The 21297-nt window shown below is 44.2% G+C and carries 23 protein-coding genes and 1 riboswitch; of the genes, 6 read left to right on the plus strand and 17 right to left on the minus strand.

Annotated elements, in window-relative coordinates; all coding sequences use genetic code 11:
• Positions 1 to 6: 6 nt before the first annotated feature.
• A riboswitch (PreQ1 riboswitch) is annotated at positions 7 to 50 on the minus strand.
• 206 nt (positions 51 to 256) lie between these two features.
• Together pdxS and pdxT are read left to right on the plus strand one after the other, a co-directional pair.
• Positions 257 to 1141: a pyridoxal 5'-phosphate synthase lyase subunit PdxS gene (gene pdxS, locus D2910_RS05885; protein WP_117312722.1), complete on the plus strand. Its 885-nt coding sequence runs from the start codon at positions 257 to 259 to the stop codon at positions 1139 to 1141.
• A 2-nt stretch (positions 1142 to 1143) separates the two neighbouring features.
• Positions 1144 to 1734, plus strand: a complete 591-nt coding sequence (gene pdxT, locus D2910_RS05890; protein WP_117312723.1) for a pyridoxal 5'-phosphate synthase glutaminase subunit PdxT — start codon at positions 1144 to 1146, stop codon at positions 1732 to 1734.
• Positions 1735 to 1874: 140 nt separating this feature from the next.
• Here the strand turns inward: pdxT and D2910_RS05895 are convergent, their stop codons facing one another.
• Together D2910_RS05895 and D2910_RS05900 are read right to left on the minus strand one after the other, a co-directional pair.
• Complete coding sequence (locus D2910_RS05895) at positions 1875 to 4178, minus strand: bifunctional diguanylate cyclase/phosphodiesterase (protein ID WP_165850143.1); 2304 nt, start codon at positions 4176 to 4178, stop codon at positions 1875 to 1877.
• Between the two features lie 158 nt (positions 4179 to 4336).
• Complete coding sequence (locus D2910_RS05900; RefSeq protein WP_117312725.1) at positions 4337 to 6445, minus strand: sensor domain-containing protein; 2109 nt, start codon at positions 6443 to 6445, stop codon at positions 4337 to 4339.
• A 431-nt stretch (positions 6446 to 6876) separates the two neighbouring features.
• Here D2910_RS05900 and D2910_RS05905 point away from each other — a divergent pair, with 431 nt between their 5' ends.
• Positions 6877 to 7305, plus strand: a complete 429-nt coding sequence (locus tag D2910_RS05905; RefSeq protein WP_117312726.1) for a hypothetical protein — start codon at positions 6877 to 6879, stop codon at positions 7303 to 7305.
• Between the two features lie 217 nt (positions 7306 to 7522).
• Positions 7523 to 9391 (plus strand): heavy metal translocating P-type ATPase, encoded by a 1869-nt coding sequence (locus D2910_RS05910; RefSeq protein ID WP_117312727.1) that lies wholly within the window; start codon positions 7523 to 7525, stop codon positions 9389 to 9391.
• Between the two features lie 208 nt (positions 9392 to 9599).
• Here the strand turns inward: D2910_RS05910 and D2910_RS05915 are convergent, their stop codons facing one another.
• The 12 genes from D2910_RS05915 to D2910_RS05970 form a co-directional block, all read right to left on the minus strand.
• Positions 9600 to 10376 carry a sulfite exporter TauE/SafE family protein gene (locus tag D2910_RS05915; protein WP_084243845.1) on the minus strand — a complete coding sequence of 259 codons (777 nt, stop codon included), beginning with the start codon at positions 10374 to 10376 and terminating at the stop codon, positions 9600 to 9602.
• Positions 10377 to 10434: 58 nt separating this feature from the next.
• The gene (locus D2910_RS05920) at positions 10435 to 10662 is read right to left on the minus strand and encodes a sulfurtransferase TusA family protein (protein ID WP_084243844.1); all 228 of its coding nucleotides are present in this window, start codon (positions 10660 to 10662) and stop codon (positions 10435 to 10437) included.
• Positions 10663 to 10977: 315 nt separating this feature from the next.
• Complete coding sequence (locus D2910_RS05925) at positions 10978 to 12105, minus strand: MBL fold metallo-hydrolase (protein WP_117312728.1); 1128 nt, start codon at positions 12103 to 12105, stop codon at positions 10978 to 10980.
• A 45-nt stretch (positions 12106 to 12150) separates the two neighbouring features.
• Entirely contained in the window at positions 12151 to 12546 is a 396-nt protein-coding gene (locus tag D2910_RS05930; RefSeq protein WP_117312729.1) for a DsrE/DsrF/DrsH-like family protein, read from the minus strand.
• 39 nt (positions 12547 to 12585) lie between these two features.
• Positions 12586 to 13155 (minus strand): sulfurtransferase TusA family protein, encoded by a 570-nt coding sequence (locus tag D2910_RS05935; RefSeq protein WP_117312730.1) that lies wholly within the window; start codon positions 13153 to 13155, stop codon positions 12586 to 12588.
• Between the two features lie 59 nt (positions 13156 to 13214).
• The gene (locus tag D2910_RS05940) at positions 13215 to 13511 is read right to left on the minus strand and encodes a rhodanese-like domain-containing protein (protein ID WP_117312731.1); all 297 of its coding nucleotides are present in this window, start codon (positions 13509 to 13511) and stop codon (positions 13215 to 13217) included.
• Positions 13512 to 13530: 19 nt separating this feature from the next.
• A complete protein-coding gene (locus tag D2910_RS05945; protein WP_117312732.1) occupies positions 13531 to 13896 on the minus strand; it encodes a rhodanese-like domain-containing protein in 366 nt (121 codons plus the stop codon).
• A 20-nt stretch (positions 13897 to 13916) separates the two neighbouring features.
• Positions 13917 to 14396 carry a DsrE/DsrF/DrsH-like family protein gene (locus D2910_RS05950; protein WP_084243838.1) on the minus strand — a complete coding sequence of 160 codons (480 nt, stop codon included), beginning with the start codon at positions 14394 to 14396 and terminating at the stop codon, positions 13917 to 13919.
• A 155-nt stretch (positions 14397 to 14551) separates the two neighbouring features.
• The gene (locus tag D2910_RS05955; RefSeq protein WP_084243837.1) at positions 14552 to 14812 is read right to left on the minus strand and encodes a metal-sensitive transcriptional regulator; all 261 of its coding nucleotides are present in this window, start codon (positions 14810 to 14812) and stop codon (positions 14552 to 14554) included.
• A gap of 169 nt (positions 14813 to 14981) precedes the next feature.
• Entirely contained in the window at positions 14982 to 16100 is a 1119-nt protein-coding gene (locus D2910_RS05960) for an MBL fold metallo-hydrolase (RefSeq protein ID WP_117312733.1), read from the minus strand.
• A 69-nt stretch (positions 16101 to 16169) separates the two neighbouring features.
• Positions 16170 to 16553 carry a DUF302 domain-containing protein gene (locus D2910_RS05965; protein ID WP_117312734.1) on the minus strand — a complete coding sequence of 128 codons (384 nt, stop codon included), beginning with the start codon at positions 16551 to 16553 and terminating at the stop codon, positions 16170 to 16172.
• A 198-nt stretch (positions 16554 to 16751) separates the two neighbouring features.
• The gene (locus D2910_RS05970) at positions 16752 to 17321 is read right to left on the minus strand and encodes a class I SAM-dependent methyltransferase (protein WP_117312735.1); all 570 of its coding nucleotides are present in this window, start codon (positions 17319 to 17321) and stop codon (positions 16752 to 16754) included.
• Positions 17322 to 17640: 319 nt separating this feature from the next.
• On the opposite strand from D2910_RS05970, the gene D2910_RS17040 reads away from it, so the two are divergent.
• Entirely contained in the window at positions 17641 to 17850 is a 210-nt protein-coding gene (locus D2910_RS17040) for a thioredoxin family protein (RefSeq protein ID WP_233208580.1), read from the plus strand.
• 39 nt (positions 17851 to 17889) lie between these two features.
• On the opposite strand, the gene D2910_RS05980 is transcribed toward D2910_RS17040, so the two are convergent.
• Complete coding sequence (locus D2910_RS05980) at positions 17890 to 18585, minus strand: aspartate/glutamate racemase family protein (RefSeq protein ID WP_117312736.1); 696 nt, start codon at positions 18583 to 18585, stop codon at positions 17890 to 17892.
• Positions 18586 to 18849: 264 nt separating this feature from the next.
• Here D2910_RS05980 and ytvA point away from each other — a divergent pair, with 264 nt between their 5' ends.
• On the plus strand, positions 18850 to 19644 hold the full coding sequence (ytvA, locus tag D2910_RS05985; protein WP_117312737.1) for a YtvA family blue-light photoreceptor: 795 nt from the start codon (positions 18850 to 18852) through the stop codon (positions 19642 to 19644).
• A gap of 69 nt (positions 19645 to 19713) precedes the next feature.
• Here ytvA and D2910_RS05990 read toward each other — a convergent pair whose 3' ends face one another.
• Entirely contained in the window at positions 19714 to 20430 is a 717-nt protein-coding gene (locus tag D2910_RS05990) for a nucleotidyltransferase domain-containing protein (protein WP_084243832.1), read from the minus strand.
• A gap of 28 nt (positions 20431 to 20458) precedes the next feature.
• Positions 20459 to 21055, minus strand: a complete 597-nt coding sequence (locus tag D2910_RS05995; protein WP_117313057.1) for a kinase — start codon at positions 21053 to 21055, stop codon at positions 20459 to 20461.
• Positions 21056 to 21297 lie beyond the last annotated feature (242 nt).

Here is a 21297-nt window from a genome sequence, read left to right on the forward strand (position 1 = left end):
TAAAACATCTCCTTAGTTTTTTTAAGAGGGATTTCGCGAACCTCTATATTTTGAACGTTTTTCATCGTACCACATTCCAGGAAAAGAGCGTCAATATATATTCTCGAATTTTTATTGATAAACAAATTTTCTATGCTGATTTTTGAATTTATTACTGCAAAAATAATCTGACCCTTTTAAAAAAACAAATCTGGTCATTTTCATATGGTCAAATTCCTTTAAACTGGAGGTATCAAACTTCAAGGAGGAATAATATATGAATCAGCAAGGAACGAATCGCGTAAAAAGAGGTATGGCTGAAATGCAAAAAGGCGGTGTAATTATGGATGTAGTAAATGCGGAGCAGGCCCGGATTGCTGAGGCAGCAGGAGCGACTGCTGTCATGGCTTTAGAACGAGTACCATCAGACATCCGCAGAGACGGCGGTGTTGCCCGGATGGCAGACCCCCGCATAACTGAAGAAGTGATGAAAGCTGTGTCCATTCCGGTTATGGCAAAAGCGCGGATTGGCCATATTGTTGAAGCGCGGGTGCTCGAAGCAATGGGTGTAGACTACATTGACGAAAGTGAGGTACTGACACCAGCCGATGAAGAGTTCCATTTATTAAAAGATCGGTTCACAGTGCCTTTTGTCTGCGGTTGCAGAAACTTAGGAGAAGCAGCAAGACGGATTGGGGAGGGTGCATCCATGCTCCGGACTAAAGGTGAGCCAGGGACAGGAAACATTGTCGAAGCTGTCCGCCACATGCGTCAAGTCAATTCTGAAGTTTTGAAAGTGGTCCATATGAGCGACGACGAATTGATGACTGAAGCACGAAATTTAGGGGCTTCCTATGAATTCCTCCGTGAAGTGAAATCTCTGGGGCGCTTACCTGTAGTAAACTTTGCGGCTGGCGGGGTTGCTACACCGGCGGATGCTGCATTGATGATGGAATTGGGTGCTGATGGTGTCTTTGTCGGCTCCGGAATCTTCAAATCGGAAAGCCCTGAAAACTTCGCACGTGCAATAGTAGAAGCAACTACTCATTATCAGGACTATCAATTGATTGCGGATTTATCCAAGAATCTTGGCGTCGCTATGCACGGTATAGAAATTTCTGCAATTGCTGCCGGTGAACGCATGCAGGAGCGGGGCTGGTAAGTATGAAAAGAATTGGAGTACTGGCGCTGCAGGGCGCTGTCCGGGAACATCTGCTTGCCATCGAAGCATGCGGTGCTAAAGCGGTACCTATTAAAAAACCGGCAGAGTTAATAGGCTTGGATGCACTCGTGTTGCCAGGAGGTGAAAGCACGGCAATGCGCCGACTCATCGAACGCTATAGATTTATTGATCCTCTGCGTGAGTTCGCTAAGACTGGAAAACCAATGCTCGGCACATGCGCCGGGCTGATCCTGCTAGCTCGGGAAGTAGAAGGTTATGATGAACCGCATTTAGGCGTAATGGATGTAAAAGTCGAACGCAATTCATTTGGACGCCAAATCGACAGTTTCGAAGCAGACCTGGAAATTAAAGGATTTGATGCTTCTTTTAATGCAGTCTTTATCCGTGCGCCACATATTATCAGTGCTGGACCAGACACCGAAGTGCTTTGTGAATACGATGGAAAAATCGTAATGGCACGTCATGCACAATTCCTTGGCTGCTCGTTTCATCCCGAATTGACATTAGACTACCGAATTACTGAATATTTTATGAAGATGATTTCTGCAGAAATCCAAAGTCTCCAAGCGTAAGTCATGACCGATTAGATAAACTGATGACATTTTAATCTGTCTCAAAAAAACAGGTGCAGAAAAATCCCGCTTTTTCTGCACCTGTTTTTGATTTGATTGGAATATCCATTGACTTCACCAGCAGAGATCTATTCTCGGCTTTAATTATGCGTTTCTTTTAATTGACTGTTCTTCCAATCTTTTAGTTTCCCCAGTGTCAATGGCTTGCTGAAGTAATACCCTTGCAAATAAGAGTGACTTTCCCTTTGGACAAACCGCAATTGTTCTTCGGTTTCAATTCCCTCGGTCACCACTTCTATACCCAAATCCCCCAAGGTTTGATAGATTCGTTTTAACAGAATTGTATCGTTGGCGCCTGCTGGAACTTTTTGAAGAAAGCTGCGGTCAATCTTTACTCTGTCCACATCCAATTGAATCAATTTGAATAAGGACGACGCACCAACCCCGAAATCGTCTAATGACACCACAATATTTTTCGCCTTCAGTTCCTGGATAAAATTTATCATTTCTTCTTCTTGAACCACCATATCACTCTCAGTGATTTCCACATGCAGCAGATTCGCTTTAAAATCGTATTCCCCTAGAACGGAATCTATGGTTGAAATCAATTCTTCTTTAAAGTTTAATTGGTAATTCGATACATTCACTGCCACAGAAATGCTCTCAGTGAATTTATCATTCCAGCTGCTAATATCTTTTACTGCTTGCCGGATGACCCAGGCTCCAATATTTCTGATCAAGCCACTTTCTTCTGCCAATGGAATGAAATGCAGGGGCGGAATAATTCCGAATTCCGGATGTCTCCATCTGATCAAAGCCTCCACCCCAGAAATTTTTTCAGCTTCCGGATTCATGACAGGTTGATATTCCAAGAAAAATTCTTCTCTATTCAACGCATGAAGCAAATCTTCTTTTAGATTCAAGTAATAATTATGAAGCTCTTTGTTTTGTAATTCTTCATAAAAGCAAAAACCGTTTTTCCCTGTCTTTTTCGCTTCGTACATGGCTGTATCGGCATATTGCAGCAAATCACTTAATCTATTTCCATCAGAAGGATACACACTTATCCCAATGCTGGTGGAAAGCGAGGTACGGATGTTTTTTATCGATATTTCTTTTCGGATTTCACATAACAGTTGTTCAATCATTTGAGTCAGACGATTTTTGTCGTCAAAGGGAGTTATCATGATAAATTCATCTCCCCCTATTCTGAATAATACTGCTTTGTCATCCGACGTCCAATTCTTCAACCTCCTTCCAACCTGCTTCAGCACCTCATCACCAATATTGTGGCCAAACAAATCATTAATGCGTTTGAAACCATCCAAGTCGAAAAATAAAATTGCATATACTGATGTACCATCTTCTATTTCATCTTTAAAATATTTAGAAAGATTCAAACGGTTAGGCAAATCTGTTAAATAATCAAAATAAGCCATTTGACTGATTTCACGGTGGGCCCCACCTAAACTTTCAACCATTTCCTGGAATGCATCTTCAAGTGCAGTAATCTCATCATCAGCATTTTTTAACTTCTTCACCTGGAAAGTCTCTGGATTACTGACGTTGATCCCTTTTAATTGATTGGCTAAAAAGGATATCCGGGATAACACAAGTGAATTCATTAAACTATACGTTATAAATGTAATTATTAGCATTGCTAATGTCATGTAGATAAAAAGATCATTGATACTCCTTAATTTCTCGTTATAATATTTCCTGTCCTTTTCCACCCCGATGGCGATATCGTCACCCAGATAAACGACCTTAGATACCAGTTCCCTATTTTTCTGCTCAGCATTAGTAACGGCTTCCCTAATTTCCCAAGGATTGGCCAGCACTTCTGTATTAATGACCAATTGATTGTTCATCTTCTTGAAAAACTGATAATCCAATATCTTTCCCATCACCAAATATCCTTTAAAAGGACCTTCTTCATTGCTTGGTAATATTTTTTCGCTAGTCAGCAGAAGTAATCCCAACCGAGTGTCATATATGATAGTGCCTGCTTCGCTATGTTCCAGTTCCTCCAGCAGCATGGAATTCATGAAGGCAAAAGAATTATCTTCCCACTCCTCTGAAGTTTGCAAATCATAGCCTGCTGAAAAGTATATTTCTGTCTCTTCATTAAGAAAAACCATGAGATTTATGTCATTGTTTTCAAAAGTCTCAAAAAAAATATTTGATTGGATATAAACAGGGTCTAAGGTGTCTGCAAAATTGTATGTGTCATCCCAAATGGCCCAATCCCGGTTCAATGATTGTAAGTCTGAGGCAGTGGAATCGAGATGGTTCACTGCACGAACCCGGTCTTTCTCCAAACTTTCCTGATCCATTTCATTTGCATTTTCCAGTAACACCGGCCGTACAAACAAAAACACCAATGATATGCAAATAATCATAGTTGCCCCTATTAACCCCATGGTTTTCAACTTTATATTCATTCGGCAACCACCTGTTAGTATATTATTTAAAATCGATTGCATCTTCTTTTATCTCAACAAAAAAAGTGACTGTAGAAAAACATGGCAGCCATCTTTTTTCTTCATCATTATTTTTTGAGCGCACTGAAAAATAGAGAAACCTGACTCTATACAAATGTCTATTTTACAGGGATCTTAAGAAATACTTTTAAATCTTTTAAAGAAAGAGGCTTGCTGAAATAATATCCTTGGCCAATTTCGCAGGACCAATCCTTTAAAATTTCACACTGCGTTTCAGTTTCAATACCTTCAGCTATTACTTTTAAATCCAAGTTGTGTGCAACTTCCAGGATTGATTTTGTTAAAGTCCTATTTGATACATCATCTTCCAAACCATTGATAAATGACCGATCGATTTTTAAATAATGAACAGGCAATTTAGTTAAATAACTGAGAGACGAATAGCCGGTACCAAAATCATCAAGTGATAATTTGATTCCTTTCCCAACTAAATCGTGAAGCACTTTTAACGTATTTTTCACATCATATAAAGCAACACTTTCAGTAATTTCCAAATTCAATTTTCCAGGATTAAAGGAGTTATCCCGAAGCATTGAAGAAACTTCCTCTGCAAAACCGTCCTGCAATAACTGGTGAACGGAAACATTGACATTCAACATAAGATCTGGTGAAATCGCTTTAATTTTTTCCATAGAATGCTTCAATACCCAATTACCGATTTCAACAATTTTACCGCTTTTTTCAGCGAGCGGAATGAACTCCAGTGGGGGAATATTCCCGAATTCCGGATGCTCCCAACGAATCAAGGTCTCCACCCCCATGGGCTTAAGTGTTTGAAGATCAATTTTAGGCTGATAAACCAAGTGGAATTGCTCTTCGTCCAAAGCTTTTTGAAAATCGTTTATCAGCTTATTTGTTTTCATGAGATTGGATGTAAAGGATTCATCATATACCAGGTAATTCTGTTTTCTGTTTTTGTTGCGTGTAGAACGGTACATGGCAATATCAGCAAAGCGGACCAAATCATCCGTGTCTTGAGTGTGCTCTGGAAAATAACTGATGCCAACTGTCGGCGTCATATTAATCTCAAGCGGCAGAGTATGAGGAATCAAATCAATGATTTGTTTTACTAATAATTCTATCTCGTCTTTTACGGAAAATGGAACGATCCCCACAAATTCATCGTCTCCATACCTGGCTACGCAAGCAGATTCCGGCAGTAACCCTCTTATCTTCTTACCGGCTTCTTTAACGACAAGATCTCCCGCTCTATGCCCATACGTATCATTGATGGATTTGAAACGATCCAATCCGATAAATAGGAGTGCAAACGAAGTGTTTGATTCTCCGCAAGTTTCTGCAAATACGTTTAACTCCTCATAAAACTGATGTCGGTTCGGCAATCCTGTTAGTGTATCAAAAAAGGCCAGACTGTTTATCAAGTCTTCATCTTTTTTCTTTTGGGTTACATCCAGTAAAGTTCCCATCATGGCAGGTGCATTCTGATAAGTGATTAAAGCCGAGCGAAGTTCCGCAATTATGCGGCTGCCGTCTTTTCTTACCATTGTAACTTCCTGGCAATCATTATCCTGTCCTTTTAAAACATGCTCCACTCGCTTCAAGGCGATTTCCCGGCTTTCTGGATCGAGTAACTGAAGGGAATTCATCCCAAGCAGTTCCCGATCACTATATCCAGTCATATCTGCCATCCGCTCGTTTACATACTTCAAACCGTCGGGTTGGGATATGTAAACTGCCTGGGCGTTATTTTCCACAAGCGTCTTGTATTTCATGGCAGCTTCAGCTTGCTCTATCGCAGCGATTTTAGGGGCTGTAACGTCCATCGTAAAGCCATTGTATCTTTTCAATTCCCCATTCGAATCAAATACAGGCCGCCCCTTCGTTCTCACCCAAGCCGTTTGTCCATCTTTTTTAACAATTTTGTAAGTCACATCAATTTTTTCTTTTTTATAATAGGATTCAATGATTGATTTCTGTGAATCTTTGCTGTCTGAATGGAATAATTCTTCCCCCAGCATATCTCCTTCTATTTCATCCACTTGATATCCATATATTTCTTCAAATTCGACAGAAAATATAATTTCATTTTCAATAACATCCAATCCCCAGAAAAGGATTTTTACATCTTCACCAAACAGATTAACTTCCCTTTGTTCAGTGGCACTGAAGAACGATAATAATCCTTCCATTTCAACGACTCTGCTTTTCTTAAAATCACTCAATATATTTTCCACCTTTTTTGTCATAAATAGCCTGACTGATTAATGTCTATTGATAGGGAGACAATTGTTATTCGTAACTAACAATTCTAACCGGATGCTACAAAAGAAATCTTGTTTGTCTAATAACCATCCAATAAAAATAAATTATCAACATAACAATATTTTTATAATAAAAACGAGTACAATACCATATTCGATTTTTATTGTTATTCAAGGTATCTGTCAATATTCGCAATTATTCCAATTCCTTAAATACAGTCATATTTTTAACTAATTGTTTTAAAATTGATTTATAAACAGTAATTACAACTTAAAATTATTTATTTTAGGTTATAATTACCTATATTTGCTTATATTTTTTAATTATATACTTATTTTAGCACTTTGAGATAATTAGTCAATTGTACTTATTTTCAAGTATATATTTTTTAGACTTAAGAACGGGGTTGGTTCGATTGTTCATTTTCAAAAGAAAACCTCTGCTGTCAGATATAGATTTAGACGAATTAAAAAATTATATCGAAAAAACGGTGGAATTATTGCTCATCAGTAAAGAAGAAACAATATATGTTATAGAAAAATACGATTTAGTCATTATTTTCACCTGGGAACGAGATTATATAGAAGGCTCACTTTTTCACTTGAAAAATTTCAACCTAGCGTCAGAAGGCTCCAGCAGCATCTACAACATCCCCTTGTATACAGAAACAAGATATTTTAACCCGACAAAATCCGACATCCCTTATATTTATATCGATGATGAGGCTATTAAAGGATTAAGCCGAAAGAATTCAGTAGCATTTTACTGTCTTTGTGAGTTAATGACCTTATTTGATATAGAAGTAAATTCCATTAAAAAGTTTAGTTTAGTTTGGAAAAAATAAATTTTCAGCTGTAAAGGATACCTTTTAAGAATATTGGTTCTAAACTGAAGTAAGAGAATCGATATTCTTGACTAAAACTTAATTGAGTTTGAACAAAGATTTCATTTAATTTTCACTTATTTGTTTTCAGTTGCCTTTATCGATCACTAGAAAAGATTATAATAAAGATAAGTTTTCTGGTTAAGGATAATCTGGATTTCTGCAGGGAGATGAGCCCATGAGGAATTGGAGAACGCATATTGAACTGATCGCCGCCATTCTTTCCGGTATTTTGATCATCATTGCTTATATTCTTGAAACCCAGTCCATCGAATTGTGGTCGGTCATCACCTATCTGGCGGCTTTTTTGATCGGCGGTTACGCCAAAGCGAAATACGGCATCCGCAAGACGATCGAAAACCGGAAGCCGAATGTGGAATTACTGATGGTGCTGGCCGCAATCGGCGCTTCCCTAATCGGCTACTGGACGGAAGGCGCCATCCTGATTTTCATCTTCTCCCTCAGCGGCGCACTTGAAACCTATACCATGAATAAAAGCCGCAAGGAAGTTTCGGCATTGATGCAGATCCAGCCGGAAGAAGCGTGGCTCTTGAAAGACGGTGACACGACCCGCGTATCTGTTTCTTCCCTGCAGCCGGGTGACCGGCTTGTCGTCAAACCGGGGGAACGCATTCCGGCAGACGGCCGTTTGCTGATCGGCCATACGGTAGTTGATGAATCCGCCATCAGCGGGGAATCGGTGCCGGTTTCCAAAGATATTGAAGATGAACTGTTCGCTTCTACGGTTAATATGAGCGGCGCTATTACAATGGAAATGACCAAGCCGAATTCCGAAACGCTGGTACAGAAAATCATCGATCTTGTACAGTCTGCTCATAGCGAAAAACCGCCTTCCCAGCAATTCGTCGAACGTTTTGAAGGCCGATATGTAAATATCGCTTTGATTGTATTCATCCTTTTACTGTTTCTGCCGCATTATTTGATCGGCTGGGATTGGAACACGACTATTTACCGTGCCATCCTCTTTCTGGTTGTGGCTTCACCATGCGCATTGGTCGCATCGATCATGCCGGCAACGCTGGCGGCCATTTCAAACGGCGCGAAAAGCGGAATCATCTTCAAAGGCGGCGTCCATCTCCAGAACCTTGGTGAAATTCGTGCCATCGCTTTCGATAAAACCGGCACCATTACGCGCGGACGACCGGAAGTCACTGATTTTTCACTGCGGAAAGATATCGACAATGACCGGCTGATGGCCATCATCTCCGGCATCGAAATGCAGTCGAACCATCCGCTTGCCAAGGCGATCACTGAATTTATTCAAGCAAAAGGCATAGAACCATTGAGAAATCTGCAGATCACCGATGTACCCGGCAATGGATTGAAATCGGTAATTGACGGTGAAGAAATTTTGATCGGCAAACCTGATTTCGTCAACCTTCACGATGCGGAAGAGTTTCAGGGCGGTGTGCTGAACCGCTGGGCTGATGAAGGAAAGACAGTGACCTTCGTCCGCGACAGCAAAGGCATCGCAGCCGCCATTTCGCTGAAAGACACGGTTCGGGAAGACGCAAAAGCGACGATTGAGAACCTGCAGAAAGCTGGCATCTACTGCATCATGCTGACCGGGGACAACAAGAAAACCGCCAAAGCCATTGCCGAAGAAAGCGGCATGGACGCTTATATCGGCAGCTGCATGCCTGGCGATAAAGTCGAAGAACTGAAAAAACTGCTGACCGAGCATCAATATGTCGCCATGATCGGCGACGGCATCAATGACGCGCCGGCGCTTGCCATTGCCACGACCGGCATCGCAATGGGCGAAGGCACCGACGTCGCACTCGAGACAGCTGACGTTATCCTGATGAAAAATGACTTGACCCGCATCGCCTATTCCATCCGGATGGCACGAAAAATGCAGCGCATCATCAAACAGAACATCGTTTTCTCAGTCAGCGTCATCATTGTGCTGCTGATCCTGAACTTCATGCAGTCGATTACGATCCCCATCGGCGTTGTCGGCCATGAAGGCAGCACGATCCTCGTGATTCTGAACGGCCTGCGTATGTTGAATCGGAATATATGAACTGCAACTCTGTTTGGGATCGTTACAGCGCGGAAAATCATCATATCCGAAGCAGAAAATTAGCCTTGCGCAAGTAAATTCCAATCTGCGCAAATAAAACTGATTCACCGCAAATAAAATCAATTCTGCGCAAACAAATTTATAAGTTGTTAAATATGAACGCAAAAAAACCAGTATCGGCTCCAATCCGCCGATACTGGTTTTATTTTTATAGAATATCCATCCAAATTTTAATTGCTGTGCCGAGGATCAGCAGCGCCAATATCCATTGGAGGTATTTCGTGTTCATCTTCTGGCCAAGTTTGGCGCCAAGCGGTGCGGCGATGATACTTGCCACAATCATGACTGCCGCGGGACCATAAAGGATCTGGTCTGTAACGATTTTACCGAAAGTCGACCCGATGGACGAAATGAATGTGATGGCGAGGGAAGTCGCAATCGTCATCCGCGTCGGGATTTTCAAGACGACCAGCATGATCGGCACCAGGATGAAAGCACCTGCTGCTCCGACGATGCCGGCTGCAATTCCGACGACGAACGCCAAGCCAGCCGCCAGCCATCTATTGAATGTCACCTGATCAAGCGGGATGTCATCGACACCTTTTTTCGGCAGGAACATCATGACGACCGCAATGGTCGCCAAAATAGCATAGACAAAATTGATGGCTGCCTCCGAAAGAAGCGTCGAGCCGTAGCCGCCGATGAAACTCCCGACCAGGATAGCTCCCCCCATATAAGTGATCAGGGTTTTATTCAGATAACCGCTGCCACGGTACGCCCAAACACCGGCGATGGTGGCGAAAAACACCTGGATCGCGCTGATGCCGGATACTTCATGGGCGCTGAACGCCGTGTAGCCGAACATGACCGGAATATACAGCAGCATCGGGTATTTGATGATCGATCCACCGATTCCAACCATTCCGGAGATGAAGGAACCGATGAAGCCGATCAGGAATATGACGATAATAAAATCAAAACTCATCTTTTGTCACCTCTTCCAAAAGCGAAAAGGGTATCACAGCGATACCCTCTTGCAACTCTTAGCCTTTCTTGATCCAGAATTTAAGGACGTCGCCTGCTTCTTCAATCTCCAATAGTTCGTGGCCGCCTGATTTTGCCCAGGCAGTCATGTCAGCTTTTGCTCCTTTGTCAGTCGCAAGGATTTCCAGGATTTGTCCTGACTCCATGTCTTTCATTTCTTTTCTTGTTTTTACGATCGGCATTGGGCAAGCCAAGCCTTTTGCGTCTAGTACTTTATCTGCGTTCATCAAAATCTCTCCTTTAGGGTTTGTGTTGTTTTAATTCCAATAAAAATAACTTTTACTTAACGCTTCGGCGCTTAGGACAAAGCTCCCGCAATAAGCCGAGAAGCCCACTCGTCTTATTGCTTCGCTCAGTCCATGTGCGCGCCGGCGCTGAGAGAAGTCTCTAAAGATATGGAGCAAAACAGCGAAGACTCCCAGGTGAGCAAGCGAAGTGCTGAGATCCACTCGGGGGAAGTGGAACGAGCCCGAGTTAGCTTAGCGCGAGCCACCAGGAAAGCGGAGCTGTTTTGCGGAATATCGATTACTTTGGATTACTACTTAACGAACCGCACAACGGTTTGGCCCGATTTCCATTTCACGCTGAACTTCTTCGTCAGGCGTGATTTTACCCATATTTGTTTTGCGGATGTCCTGATAAGCGTTTGGCTGCGGCGGCAGGTTTTTCGTTACCATGTCGCGGAATTCCTGCTCATCTTCGATATTCAATCCGTGGTTTTCTTTGAAAAGGTCGCCCAATTTTTTCGCGACGCTTCCGTCTTCATTTAACTCATCCATGATCATGAAGTGAGCCGGTAAAACGACAAGTTCATCAGCGAGTTCCGCATAGCGGCTGTAAAGCGATTCACGAAGGTCGCCTACCCAGTCTTCAGCAAGGCCTGCAAGGTCAGGGCGTCCAATGGAATCGATGAACAGGATGTCGCCTGTCATCAAGTATTGGTCGTCAACGATGAATGATGTTGAACCGATTGTATGCCCCGGTGAGTATAATGCTTCGATTTCAATTTTCGCGTCGCCGATAGCCACTTCCAGTCCATTGACCAATTCCGCATAGTCGAATACCACTTCTTCAGCGTCAGCCGGCGGCAAGTAATACGTTGCGCCTGTTGCTTCAGCGATCTGGCGTCCTCCGGAAATGTGGTCTGCGTGCAAGTGCGTATCGAATACGTGCTTGATCTTAGCACCTTTTTCCTGCGCGAAATCCAAGAAGATATCAGTCATGCGTGTTGCATCGATAATAGCGGCTTCACCGTCTGAGATTGCCATGTAAGAAAGGCATCCTTTTCCGATGCGTACGAATTGATACAATTCCCCGCCATTTTTCAAATCGCCGACTTTCACTGGTTCCAGGTGTTCACTCCACGCTTTCATGCCGCCTTCAAGGTACGCCGCGTCGACGCCTTCTTCATCAAGCATTTCCGCAACCATGACAGAAGATCCTTCTTTCGCGCAAACGACAAGAATGTCTCTGTCTTTCGGAAGTTCTGAAACCACTTCTTCGACACCGTCCAATAAATCAAAATAAGGTGTATTCAGATACTGAATGTTGCCGCCTTCGATTTTCCAGTCGGCGAAAGCGTCGCCGTTGCGGACATCAAGGATAAATAAAGGCTGATTTTCTATTACTTTGCGTGCTACTTCTTTTGCTGTCATTGCTTTTACAGTCAATTTAAATACCTCCATCAGTATATTTTTCGTTGTATTTTTAAGAGATTAGAAAGTTAATGTAACGTCTGCGTCTTTTGCGAATTCAAGGAATGTGACTGCTCCACCAACATCAATGCCATCGACGAAAGCATCTTTTTCAAGGCCGAATAAATCCATTGTCATTTGGCAGCCGATGAATTTCACATCAAGTTCCTGCGCCATTTCAACCAGTTCCGGGATTGCCGGTACATTTCCTTTTGCGAATCCTTCAGCAATTTCTTCCTTGCCTTCAGGCAGCGGCAATTGGCCATATGCTTCTTTATTGATCAAGTTCAATCCTTCGAATGTAAAGAAGATTGCCACTTCGTGATCACTTGCCGCTGCTGCTGTTGCGATATTGTATACTTTATAAGCATCGAATAATGTTCCGTTTGATGCGATGATTGCTGTTTTACCTGCCATTTTATAATTCCTCCAGTTAAATTGTTTTTTAATATATGCTTATGCGTTGTTTTGTTCTGTTTCGCCGTCCCATTGGCTCATGCCTTCTACTGCATTTTTTACGCGTCCAAAGCCTTTGTCCGCCAATTGTTTTGCTGCGAAATCACTTCGGTTGCCTGTGCGGCAAATGACGATCACTTCTTTTTCAGCATCCAATTCCGCTGTACGGTTTTCCAGCTCGCCAAGCGGAATGGAAATTGCGCCTTCGATGTGGCCAAATGCGTATTCAGCAGGTTCACGGACATCAAGTACGACTACATCGTCGCGGCCCATCTGTTCTTTCAATTCAGCGTTTGTCACTGTATGCGGAAATTGCACTTCTTCTTTTTCTTCTGACTGATCCGCTTTGCGCAAATAATGCTTCAGCACATCGCCTTCTTCGAATGTTCCGAGGTATTGGTTGCCGCTGCTCTTCGCCCAGGCTTTGATGTCAGCCAAGGATCCTTTGTCAGTTGCCTGCACTTCAATAACCTGCCCCGGCTCGAGTTCAGTCATCGCTTTCTTCGTGCGTACGATCGGCATTGGGCAAGCAAGCCCTTTTGCATCCAGTAATTTATCTGTTTGAATCATTTAATTTCCTCCTAATTACCCCCTGGGGTATATTAATTGTTAAAAAAATATTGATTTATTTATTCAGTCGGTCCGTCCCAGGCCATCATGCCGCCGTCCATATTGATTACATTGTAGCCACGGCCCGTGAGAATGTTTGTTGCCATTCCGCTGCGGCTTCCTGAACGGCATACCATAATGTGTTCCTGAGATTTGTCGATATCCTGCAGGCGGAACTCGATAAGCCCTAAAGGAATATTCACAGCACCGGGAATTTTCCCTGCCTTCACTTCTTCTGTTTCCCGGACATCAATAATTGAAACAGCTTTATTGTTATTCATATATTCTTGTACTTCTTGTGCAGTCATTGTTTTCATTCGTTATTCCTCCTTTAAATTAAGCGCGGTAGCTTCCCATGCCGCCTCTTACGTTGATCACATCAGTAAAACCATTTTTGTTCAGGATGGCAGCCGCTTTGCTGCTTCGCATGCCGCTCTGGCAAATAACATAGGTTTCTTTATTTGCGTCGAGTTCGCTGACCCGTCCAGGCAATTCATTCAATGGAATGTTTTTAAATTCCTTGATGCGATTGGCTTTGAACTCTCCAGGCGTCCGAACATCGATGAATTGCTTATCTTTCTTCTTCAATTGTGGTTTCAATTCGTCTATGGAAATGGATTTTACACCTTTTGCCGGTGACATTGCGCGATAACCGATGAAGACGATTACTGCTCCGATTAAAATGATTAACCAAGTATCCATGTTTTCCCTCTCTCCTTCTGTTAAATGAACAAGTTTACGTTGCCGTCTTCAGCATCCGCCAGATAAGCGGCTACTCCTGCATACGTCACACCGTCGAGCAGTTCTTCCTGTTTCAATCCAAGAAGGTCCATTGTCATCGTACATGCTACAAGATTGATATCCTGTTCCTCTGCCATTTCGATCAATTGCGGCATTGTCATTGCGTTATGCTTCTGAATGACCTGTTTGATCATTTTCGGGCCCATACCGCCCATATTCATATTGGATAAGCCAAGGTTGTCCGCACCGCGCGGCATCATTTTGGCAAACATTTTTTCCAGGCGTGTTTTTTTCACTGCTGGCGGATTTTCTTTCCGTAATGCATTCAATCCCCAGAATGTGTGGAAGATCGTCACTTCATGATCATAAGCCGCTGCTCCGTTTGCAATAATATAAGCAGCCATTGCTTTATCGTAATCTCCACTGAATAATATGATGTTCGTTGTCTTTTTCTGTTCCAATTGCTTGTATCCCCCTTGATAATATACCCTATGGGGTATATAAAAGTCAAAAATAAAAAACGCACCGGCTTAAGCAACAGAGAAGTAAAATACCTATAGGGGTATACTAACATCCGAGATAAAAACTCGTCAACCCATAAGTTTGACGAATTTTTTTATCGGCTTTTCACAAGCAGGCTGACTGCATCTTTTACGAGATTGTCTGTGCTTTCACCGTTTTCAAGGCTTTCACGCACACATTGTTCCAAGTTTTCGCTGACGATGACCCCGATAGCCCGATCCACTGCACTTCTTACAGCAGACAATTGTGTAACTACATCACGGCAATCGTCATTTTCCTCCACCATGCGAAGCACACCTTTCAGCTGGCCTTCAATCCGCTTTAAGCGATTCTGGACTTGTTTGTCGTATTCCATCTTTTTCTTGCCTCCTTGTTGATTTCTTTATTAATACTATAACCCAATTATATACCCCTTAGGGTATAAATTCAAGTAATTGAACTGAGAAGTAAAATGGATAATCCGTTGACCTGTGCCCAGTTTAGGACTAAACATTTCCACGGTCAAGGATTATCCTTTTCTTCTATTATACTGCGCAGTTATTCGGACCGGTCTCCATTTCCTTCGCTTCTTCAAGCGGCGGATGGATTTTGCCCATATTGGTCTGCCGTATTTCTTCGTAAGCATTCGGCTGATCTTTCAGATCTTCCGTCACCCGTTTGATAAATTTTTCTTCATCGTTAATCTGCAAGCCTTCATTGTTCTGATACAGGACAGACAATTTTTCGGAAACACTGCCGTCTTCGTTCAATTCGCTGACGTCAGCGTAATGGGCCGGGAGCACAAGCAAATCATCCGCTAACTTTTTATAACGGTCATACAGGGTCTGATAAAGATCATCAGCCCAGTCTCCCGCCTTACCGGCAAGATCCGGACGACCGATGGATTCAACAAACAGAATATCACCCGTCAGCAGGTATTTATTGTCGACAACGAAAGTTGTGCTGCCGATCGTATGCCCCGGAGAGTATACGGCTTCGATTACCGCACTGCCGACTTCCAGTTTCATGCCGTCGGTTATCGGTTCAAAATCGAAAACGACTTCTTCCGCATCGTCCGGCGGCAGATAGTAGGTGGCATCCGCTGAATCCGCCAGCTTTTTACCGCCTGAAATATGATCGGCATGCAAATGCGTATCGATTACATGCGTGATTTTCAGCCCTTTTTCCCGCGCGAATTCTTCATAGGATTCTGTCATGCGGCTGGCATCGACAATGGCGGCCTCTCCGTCAGATTCGATCAAATAAGACAGGCAGCCTTTGCCCAGGCGCACGAATTGATAAAGCGCACCGCCGGCCACTTCGCCGATTTTGACTGTTTCAAGCTGTTCACTCCAGGCAGCCATACCGCCTTCGATCGAGTACACATTATCGAAACCATTTTCCTGCAGGAATGCGGCAGCTTTCTGTGAAGTATTCCCTTTCCCGCAAACCGTATACAGTGTCTGATTCTCCGGCAGTTCTTTCAGGTCGGATGAGTCGGAATTACTCAACTCTTTGAATGGTATATTGATAAATTGAACGTGATCGCCTTCAATTTTCCAGTCTTCCGCTTCCTCTGGGCTGCGGACATCCAATACATAAATGGGTTCATTGTTAAAAACCTGACGGGCAACTTTCTTGGGTGATACGAATTCTACTGTCATATGCATTCCTCCTTGCCATTTAGCCATTTATTACCGTATGGGGTATATGGGCCGTTAAAAAAATTTATCTTAAACGGTCTTATCGATGCAGCCGATCAATCTTTTCTCAATATCCACTGCGATTTCTTTGATCGAATCATTTTCAACCATCTGGATTAGCGCACTTGGCTTCGGCATGCCGATTTTCGTAGTGCCTTCCTCTTCGTAGACAACTATTTTACATGGAAGGAAATAGCCGACCATTAGATCTTCCGACAATACGCGGTTGGCTTCCTGCGGGTTGCAGACTTCAAGTATCGTATAAGGTGTACTGAAATCAGTTCCTTTTTCCTGAAGCTTTGCCGTCAAATCGAAATTCCAAAGCACCCCGAATTTCTCGTCTTTCAAGTTCGCTTCCAGGTCCCGGACTGCTTCGTCCTTGCTCTTGCTTGTTTCTACTGTGTAATCAAACATGTGTATTGCTCCTCTCTTTTAAGTACTCATTCTTTTGGTAAATTTCCCTCATTGATGCATATAAAACATTTTTTATCGAATTAAGCCGTTAATACTGAGTAATAATAAGGAATAACAGAAACGCGATTCCTGCCAGGAACGCAAATTTTTGAGATGGTCACAAAGCCGTCCAAAGGTCTTTCATATGGGCTCCTTTCGTCATGCAAGTTTCGCGATGATGCCGTAATTTTTTTCATTCAACTGAATAATATCTTGAGTAAAACCATTTTCTTTAAGAAGATCCGCCATATCCGCTGAAGGAATTTTATCTTCGAGCGGCGGCCCGATTTCTGTCTCGACCGCTTCCCACTCGATTAAAAGCAATGTCCCGTCCGGCTTCAGAATTCTCTTGATCTCCTTAAGAGCTTTTGCGGGATCCGGCACTTCATGGATGACGAATGCGGCCATCACTTTGTCCACGGAACGATCTTTTAATCGGATACTTTCCAAATCGCTTTCGATATAGCGGATATTGGCCAATCCACCTTTTTCAGCCAGCTCCTGCAGCAGCGCCAGCATCTTCGGTTCAATGTCCACCGCGTAAACCTGATTCTTCGTCTTTGACGCCAACGGTAAAGTGAAATATCCGTTTCCGGCACCTAAATCCGCGATTTCTTCATCACCATTCAACTTCAAATGCGCAAGAATACTTTCAGGCGGCAATAAAGCCTTCCGTTCCTCACTGTACAGTACAGCCGCTTGTTCAGGATTAAATCTTTTTTCCACCATTACGCAACCTCCTGTTCTTCACTATCTCTTATATACCCCTGCGGGTATCTATGTAAAAAGGATATCGCGATTGATTTTATTAGACAACTGATTCGACTTGGCTTCAAAATGGTGCGCTGTTGTTTGAAAAGGCTGCCGGCGAGGGAATGGAATAGGTAAAACCTGAATGGTGGAAAAGTCAGGAGTGAAAATAATGAAGGAACTCATTTCAATGGAAGAAGTAACGTCGTTCAGCGAAAAGCCGGGATTGCAGTTTCTCTACGTTTTAACGACGAGTTGAAGCGTATGCCATGGTTTACTTCCTCAGGTCGAGGAAGCGATGAATGATTTTCCGCGTATTCAAACCAGCGTTGCCAATGCGGAGGAAATCCCCGAGATTGCCGGTCATTTCTCCATTTTCACAGTGCCGGTCCTTATTTTATTCGCGGACGGAAAAGAGATGCTGCGAGAGGCAAGGTTTGTCCATGTAGAAGAGTTTAAAATGAAAGTCAGTAAAATATATGAAGGCTTCTATTCTTCAGACCAATGAAAACGGCGGGCGATTTTTCCGTAATCGCCCGCCGTTTTATCAGTTATTATCCAATGCCTGATCAACGGCTGCAGCCGCGTGGATTTCGGTTGTGTCGAAAACCGGCACCTCCGCGTCTTGCGGCTTGATCAATAAACCGATTTCCGTGCAGCCGAGGATGATCCCTTCTGCGCCATCAGCCACCAGTTCGCGGATGGCCTGCTGGAAAGTCTCCTTGGAGCTTTGCCGTAAGTCACCCGCAACCAGTTCTTCAAAAATGATGCGGTTAATCTCACCGCGCTGCTGGGCTGGCGGCACCAACACGTCGATGCCATGTGATTCGATACGCGAGCGGTAGAAATCCTGTTCCATCGTATAGCGGGTGCCGAGCAAACCGACTTTTATCAGTCCCCGGCTGCGGATTTCCGCAGCGGTTGCGTCAGCGATGTGAAGCACCGGAATTGAAATCTTTTCTTCAATCTGCCCGACAACTTTATGCATCGTATTTGTGCAAATGACGATAAATTCCGCACCTGCCTGTTCCAGTTTTTTCGCTGTGTCCGCCAGCTGTTCACCCGCTTTCTGCCACTCACCCGCTGATTGCAGCTGTTCAATCTCGTCAAAATCGACGCTGTACAGCAGACATTCTGCCGAATGCAAGCCGCCTAGCCGCGCATTCACTTTCTTATTGATCATCCGGTAGTATTCGAGCGACGATTCCCAGCTCATGCCGCCAATTAAGCCAATTGTCTTCATGAAATTGCCTCCTTCATTTCTTTTATTTCAATTCGATGAAATCTTGACTGTTGTTTTCTAACTTTTCGTGAATAAAGCCCCATATTTCTGGACAAGGTGAAGACACTATCGGTAAACTGAAAACTGAGAAATACAGACGACCGCGATTAACCAATATTAACGGAGGCTTCAATTTATCCGATTCTCCGGTCATGCCATGCTTTTGAATGGGAGCAGCCGCGACTGGCTGCACCACTGACTACCTAACAGACTGGAGAAATCACGATGAAACATTTAAGCCCCGATACCCAATCCGCCCTTTTTGAGGCGATGCTTGATGGAAGCCAGGTTGCAACGACCGTAACAGATCCGCAGCAGCCGGATAATCCCATCATTTATACAAATCAAACTTTTGAAAAACTGACCGGTTACAGCCGCGAGGAAGCTATGGGCAGAAACTGCCGTTTCCTGCAAGGGGAAGACACCAGCCAAAGAGCCGTTCAACAACTGAGGGACGCTATTGCGAATAAAGAAAAGACGACTGTCACCCTCCGCAATTTCAAGAAAGACGGCACTCCGTTCTGGAACCGGTTGAATATCGAACCGATGACCGTCAATGACCATCTCTATTTCATCGGTACACAGACGGACGTTTCCACCGAAGAACGCCAGCGTCTGCTGCTCATCGAGAAAGAAGATGAGATCAACCGCCTGATGCTGCCGATCCTGTCCATCCATAATAACCTGGGTGCAGTGACACTCGTCGGCAAGATGAATGAAGAACGGTTCTCCGCGCTGACGGAAAAACTGAGTGAGTATGTACAGAAAAATGCTGTCCAGCACATCATCATCGACATTTCCGGTGTCATCTGGGAAGGCGATTCCTTCATCCACCGCCTCTTGATGATCCAGGATGTGCTCCGTTTAATGGGCGGCAAATTATATGTGACTGGCATCAACGCGAAAACCGCCATTGAAATTTCCGGTTTCCAGATGCACCGCCAATCCCTGATGACATTCTCCACTGTCCAACAGGCCATCGAGTTTTCAAGCGGCATCAGCCTTGAATCCCGCGACTGACAAATCGCTTTATAAGAAGACAGTCACCCTCCAGGAACTCATTTTCTGGAGGGTTTTTCTATTCAGCTTTTATTTCCCCATTGAGAAGCCTTCAAACAAACGTCCGCCGTGCGGCTGCATGACCTGATCGGCAAGTTCGATGACCCTTTCTTTATTGCCATGACGGTAATAATGGTCGAATGCCTCCACAAAATGTTCGGCGAACTGCCCATCGTACTGCTTCAAAGAGCGAACGATCCACTTGGATGCGCCTATCCAACGACCATGCGTCCGCAGCTCGAACTCAGCGATGCCTTCAGCCAAAGCACCCGCGATGAAGATGCCTTCCGCGCGGTCGGTGCAGCCGATAAAGTCGTCCAGCGTGTCGGTCAGAAAATAGCGCTTGGTGCGGATGGCGGCATCTGTCCATTCTTCCGGTCCTTTCGCCAACAAGGTTTGCGCTTCACCTTTGATGGCGTCGATCACACCAGTATCCCGGAGCACAAGGCCTTCGGATACCATGCGCGGCATCGATGGCCGGGCCCGCTCAGTATCATCCCGAAAAAACGCCTGATACGATGTCAGGTTATGGACGAACACTTCGACTGGCCAGCCGGACGCCATCAATGACTCCCGGTAGGAAGACGGAACTTTACTGTCGAACACGACAATGTCCAAATCTGATGTGGCGGTCGCTTCCCCGCGCACCGCGCTGCCGGCCAGCAACGCGCCGTCGCAATCTGGAAAATTTTGGTCTATGAACTTTCGCGCCGCTTCGAGCGGCGCTGTTTTATCGGTTGTTTCCATGTTTTTGTCTCCTTTTATGTATCTGCCGCTAATTCCGGACGATGAAATCCGCGTGGCTTTGCGGGTTTTGTGACTTCAGATAATAATCTTCCGCTTTCCAGTAGCGGTTTTGGAACTTGTCAATATTCCGCTTGGCTTCTGCGGATTCGCGGTTGAAACGCTGTTCCTGCGCACTGTCGACATAGACGACGTAATCACAGAGTCCGCGCCACTCGCTGCGCTGCAGAAAAACGCCTTCGATGATGATAATGCCGGTTTCAGGAAGCGCAACTTTCCGGCTCTCCCGGCGATCCATTTGCGGATCGTAAAATGGCAGCGCCAGTTCTTCGGCGGTTTTCAGTTGCCCGAAAAAATGCTCGCGCAGCCATTCCGTTTCCCATTGCAGCTGGTAGTATTCATACCATTCCGCTTTGCCCGTGCCGTAGCGCCGTTCCCTTTCGACAATCAGATCATCAAGATGAAAACTGATCACCGGTATATTCTCTTTTTCGTAATGCGCCAGCAGCTTCGACGTAAGCGTCGTCTTCCCCGACCGGCTCAGCCCATCGATACCCACCACAAGCCGGACGCCGCCGATTGCCGGCAGGCGCTCCGTAATTTGAGTAATCAGCTCTTCCATTTCCATCTTTCCTTTCAGCCTCTCCTTTACTGTTTCGATTGCCGCGCGGCGATTTCCTTTAAAGATCCGGATTGATGCGAATAAATTCTGGGATGAGGAAAGGAGAGTTTTTGCCGCGTTTTTTCTCATTTTAGTTGATTTCTTTACAGAAAGACTTGCTGTTTGGGAAGTTTGGGTTTTATTTTGTTGATATTTGCTCGATTTGGAGTGGCCATCGAGGCTTTGAAAAATTATATCGGCGTTCAGGA

Origin of the sequence: Planomicrobium okeanokoites, assembly GCF_003428875.1 — a bacterium.
Classification (GTDB): domain Bacteria; phylum Bacillota; class Bacilli; order Bacillales_A; family Planococcaceae; genus Planococcus; species Planococcus okeanokoites.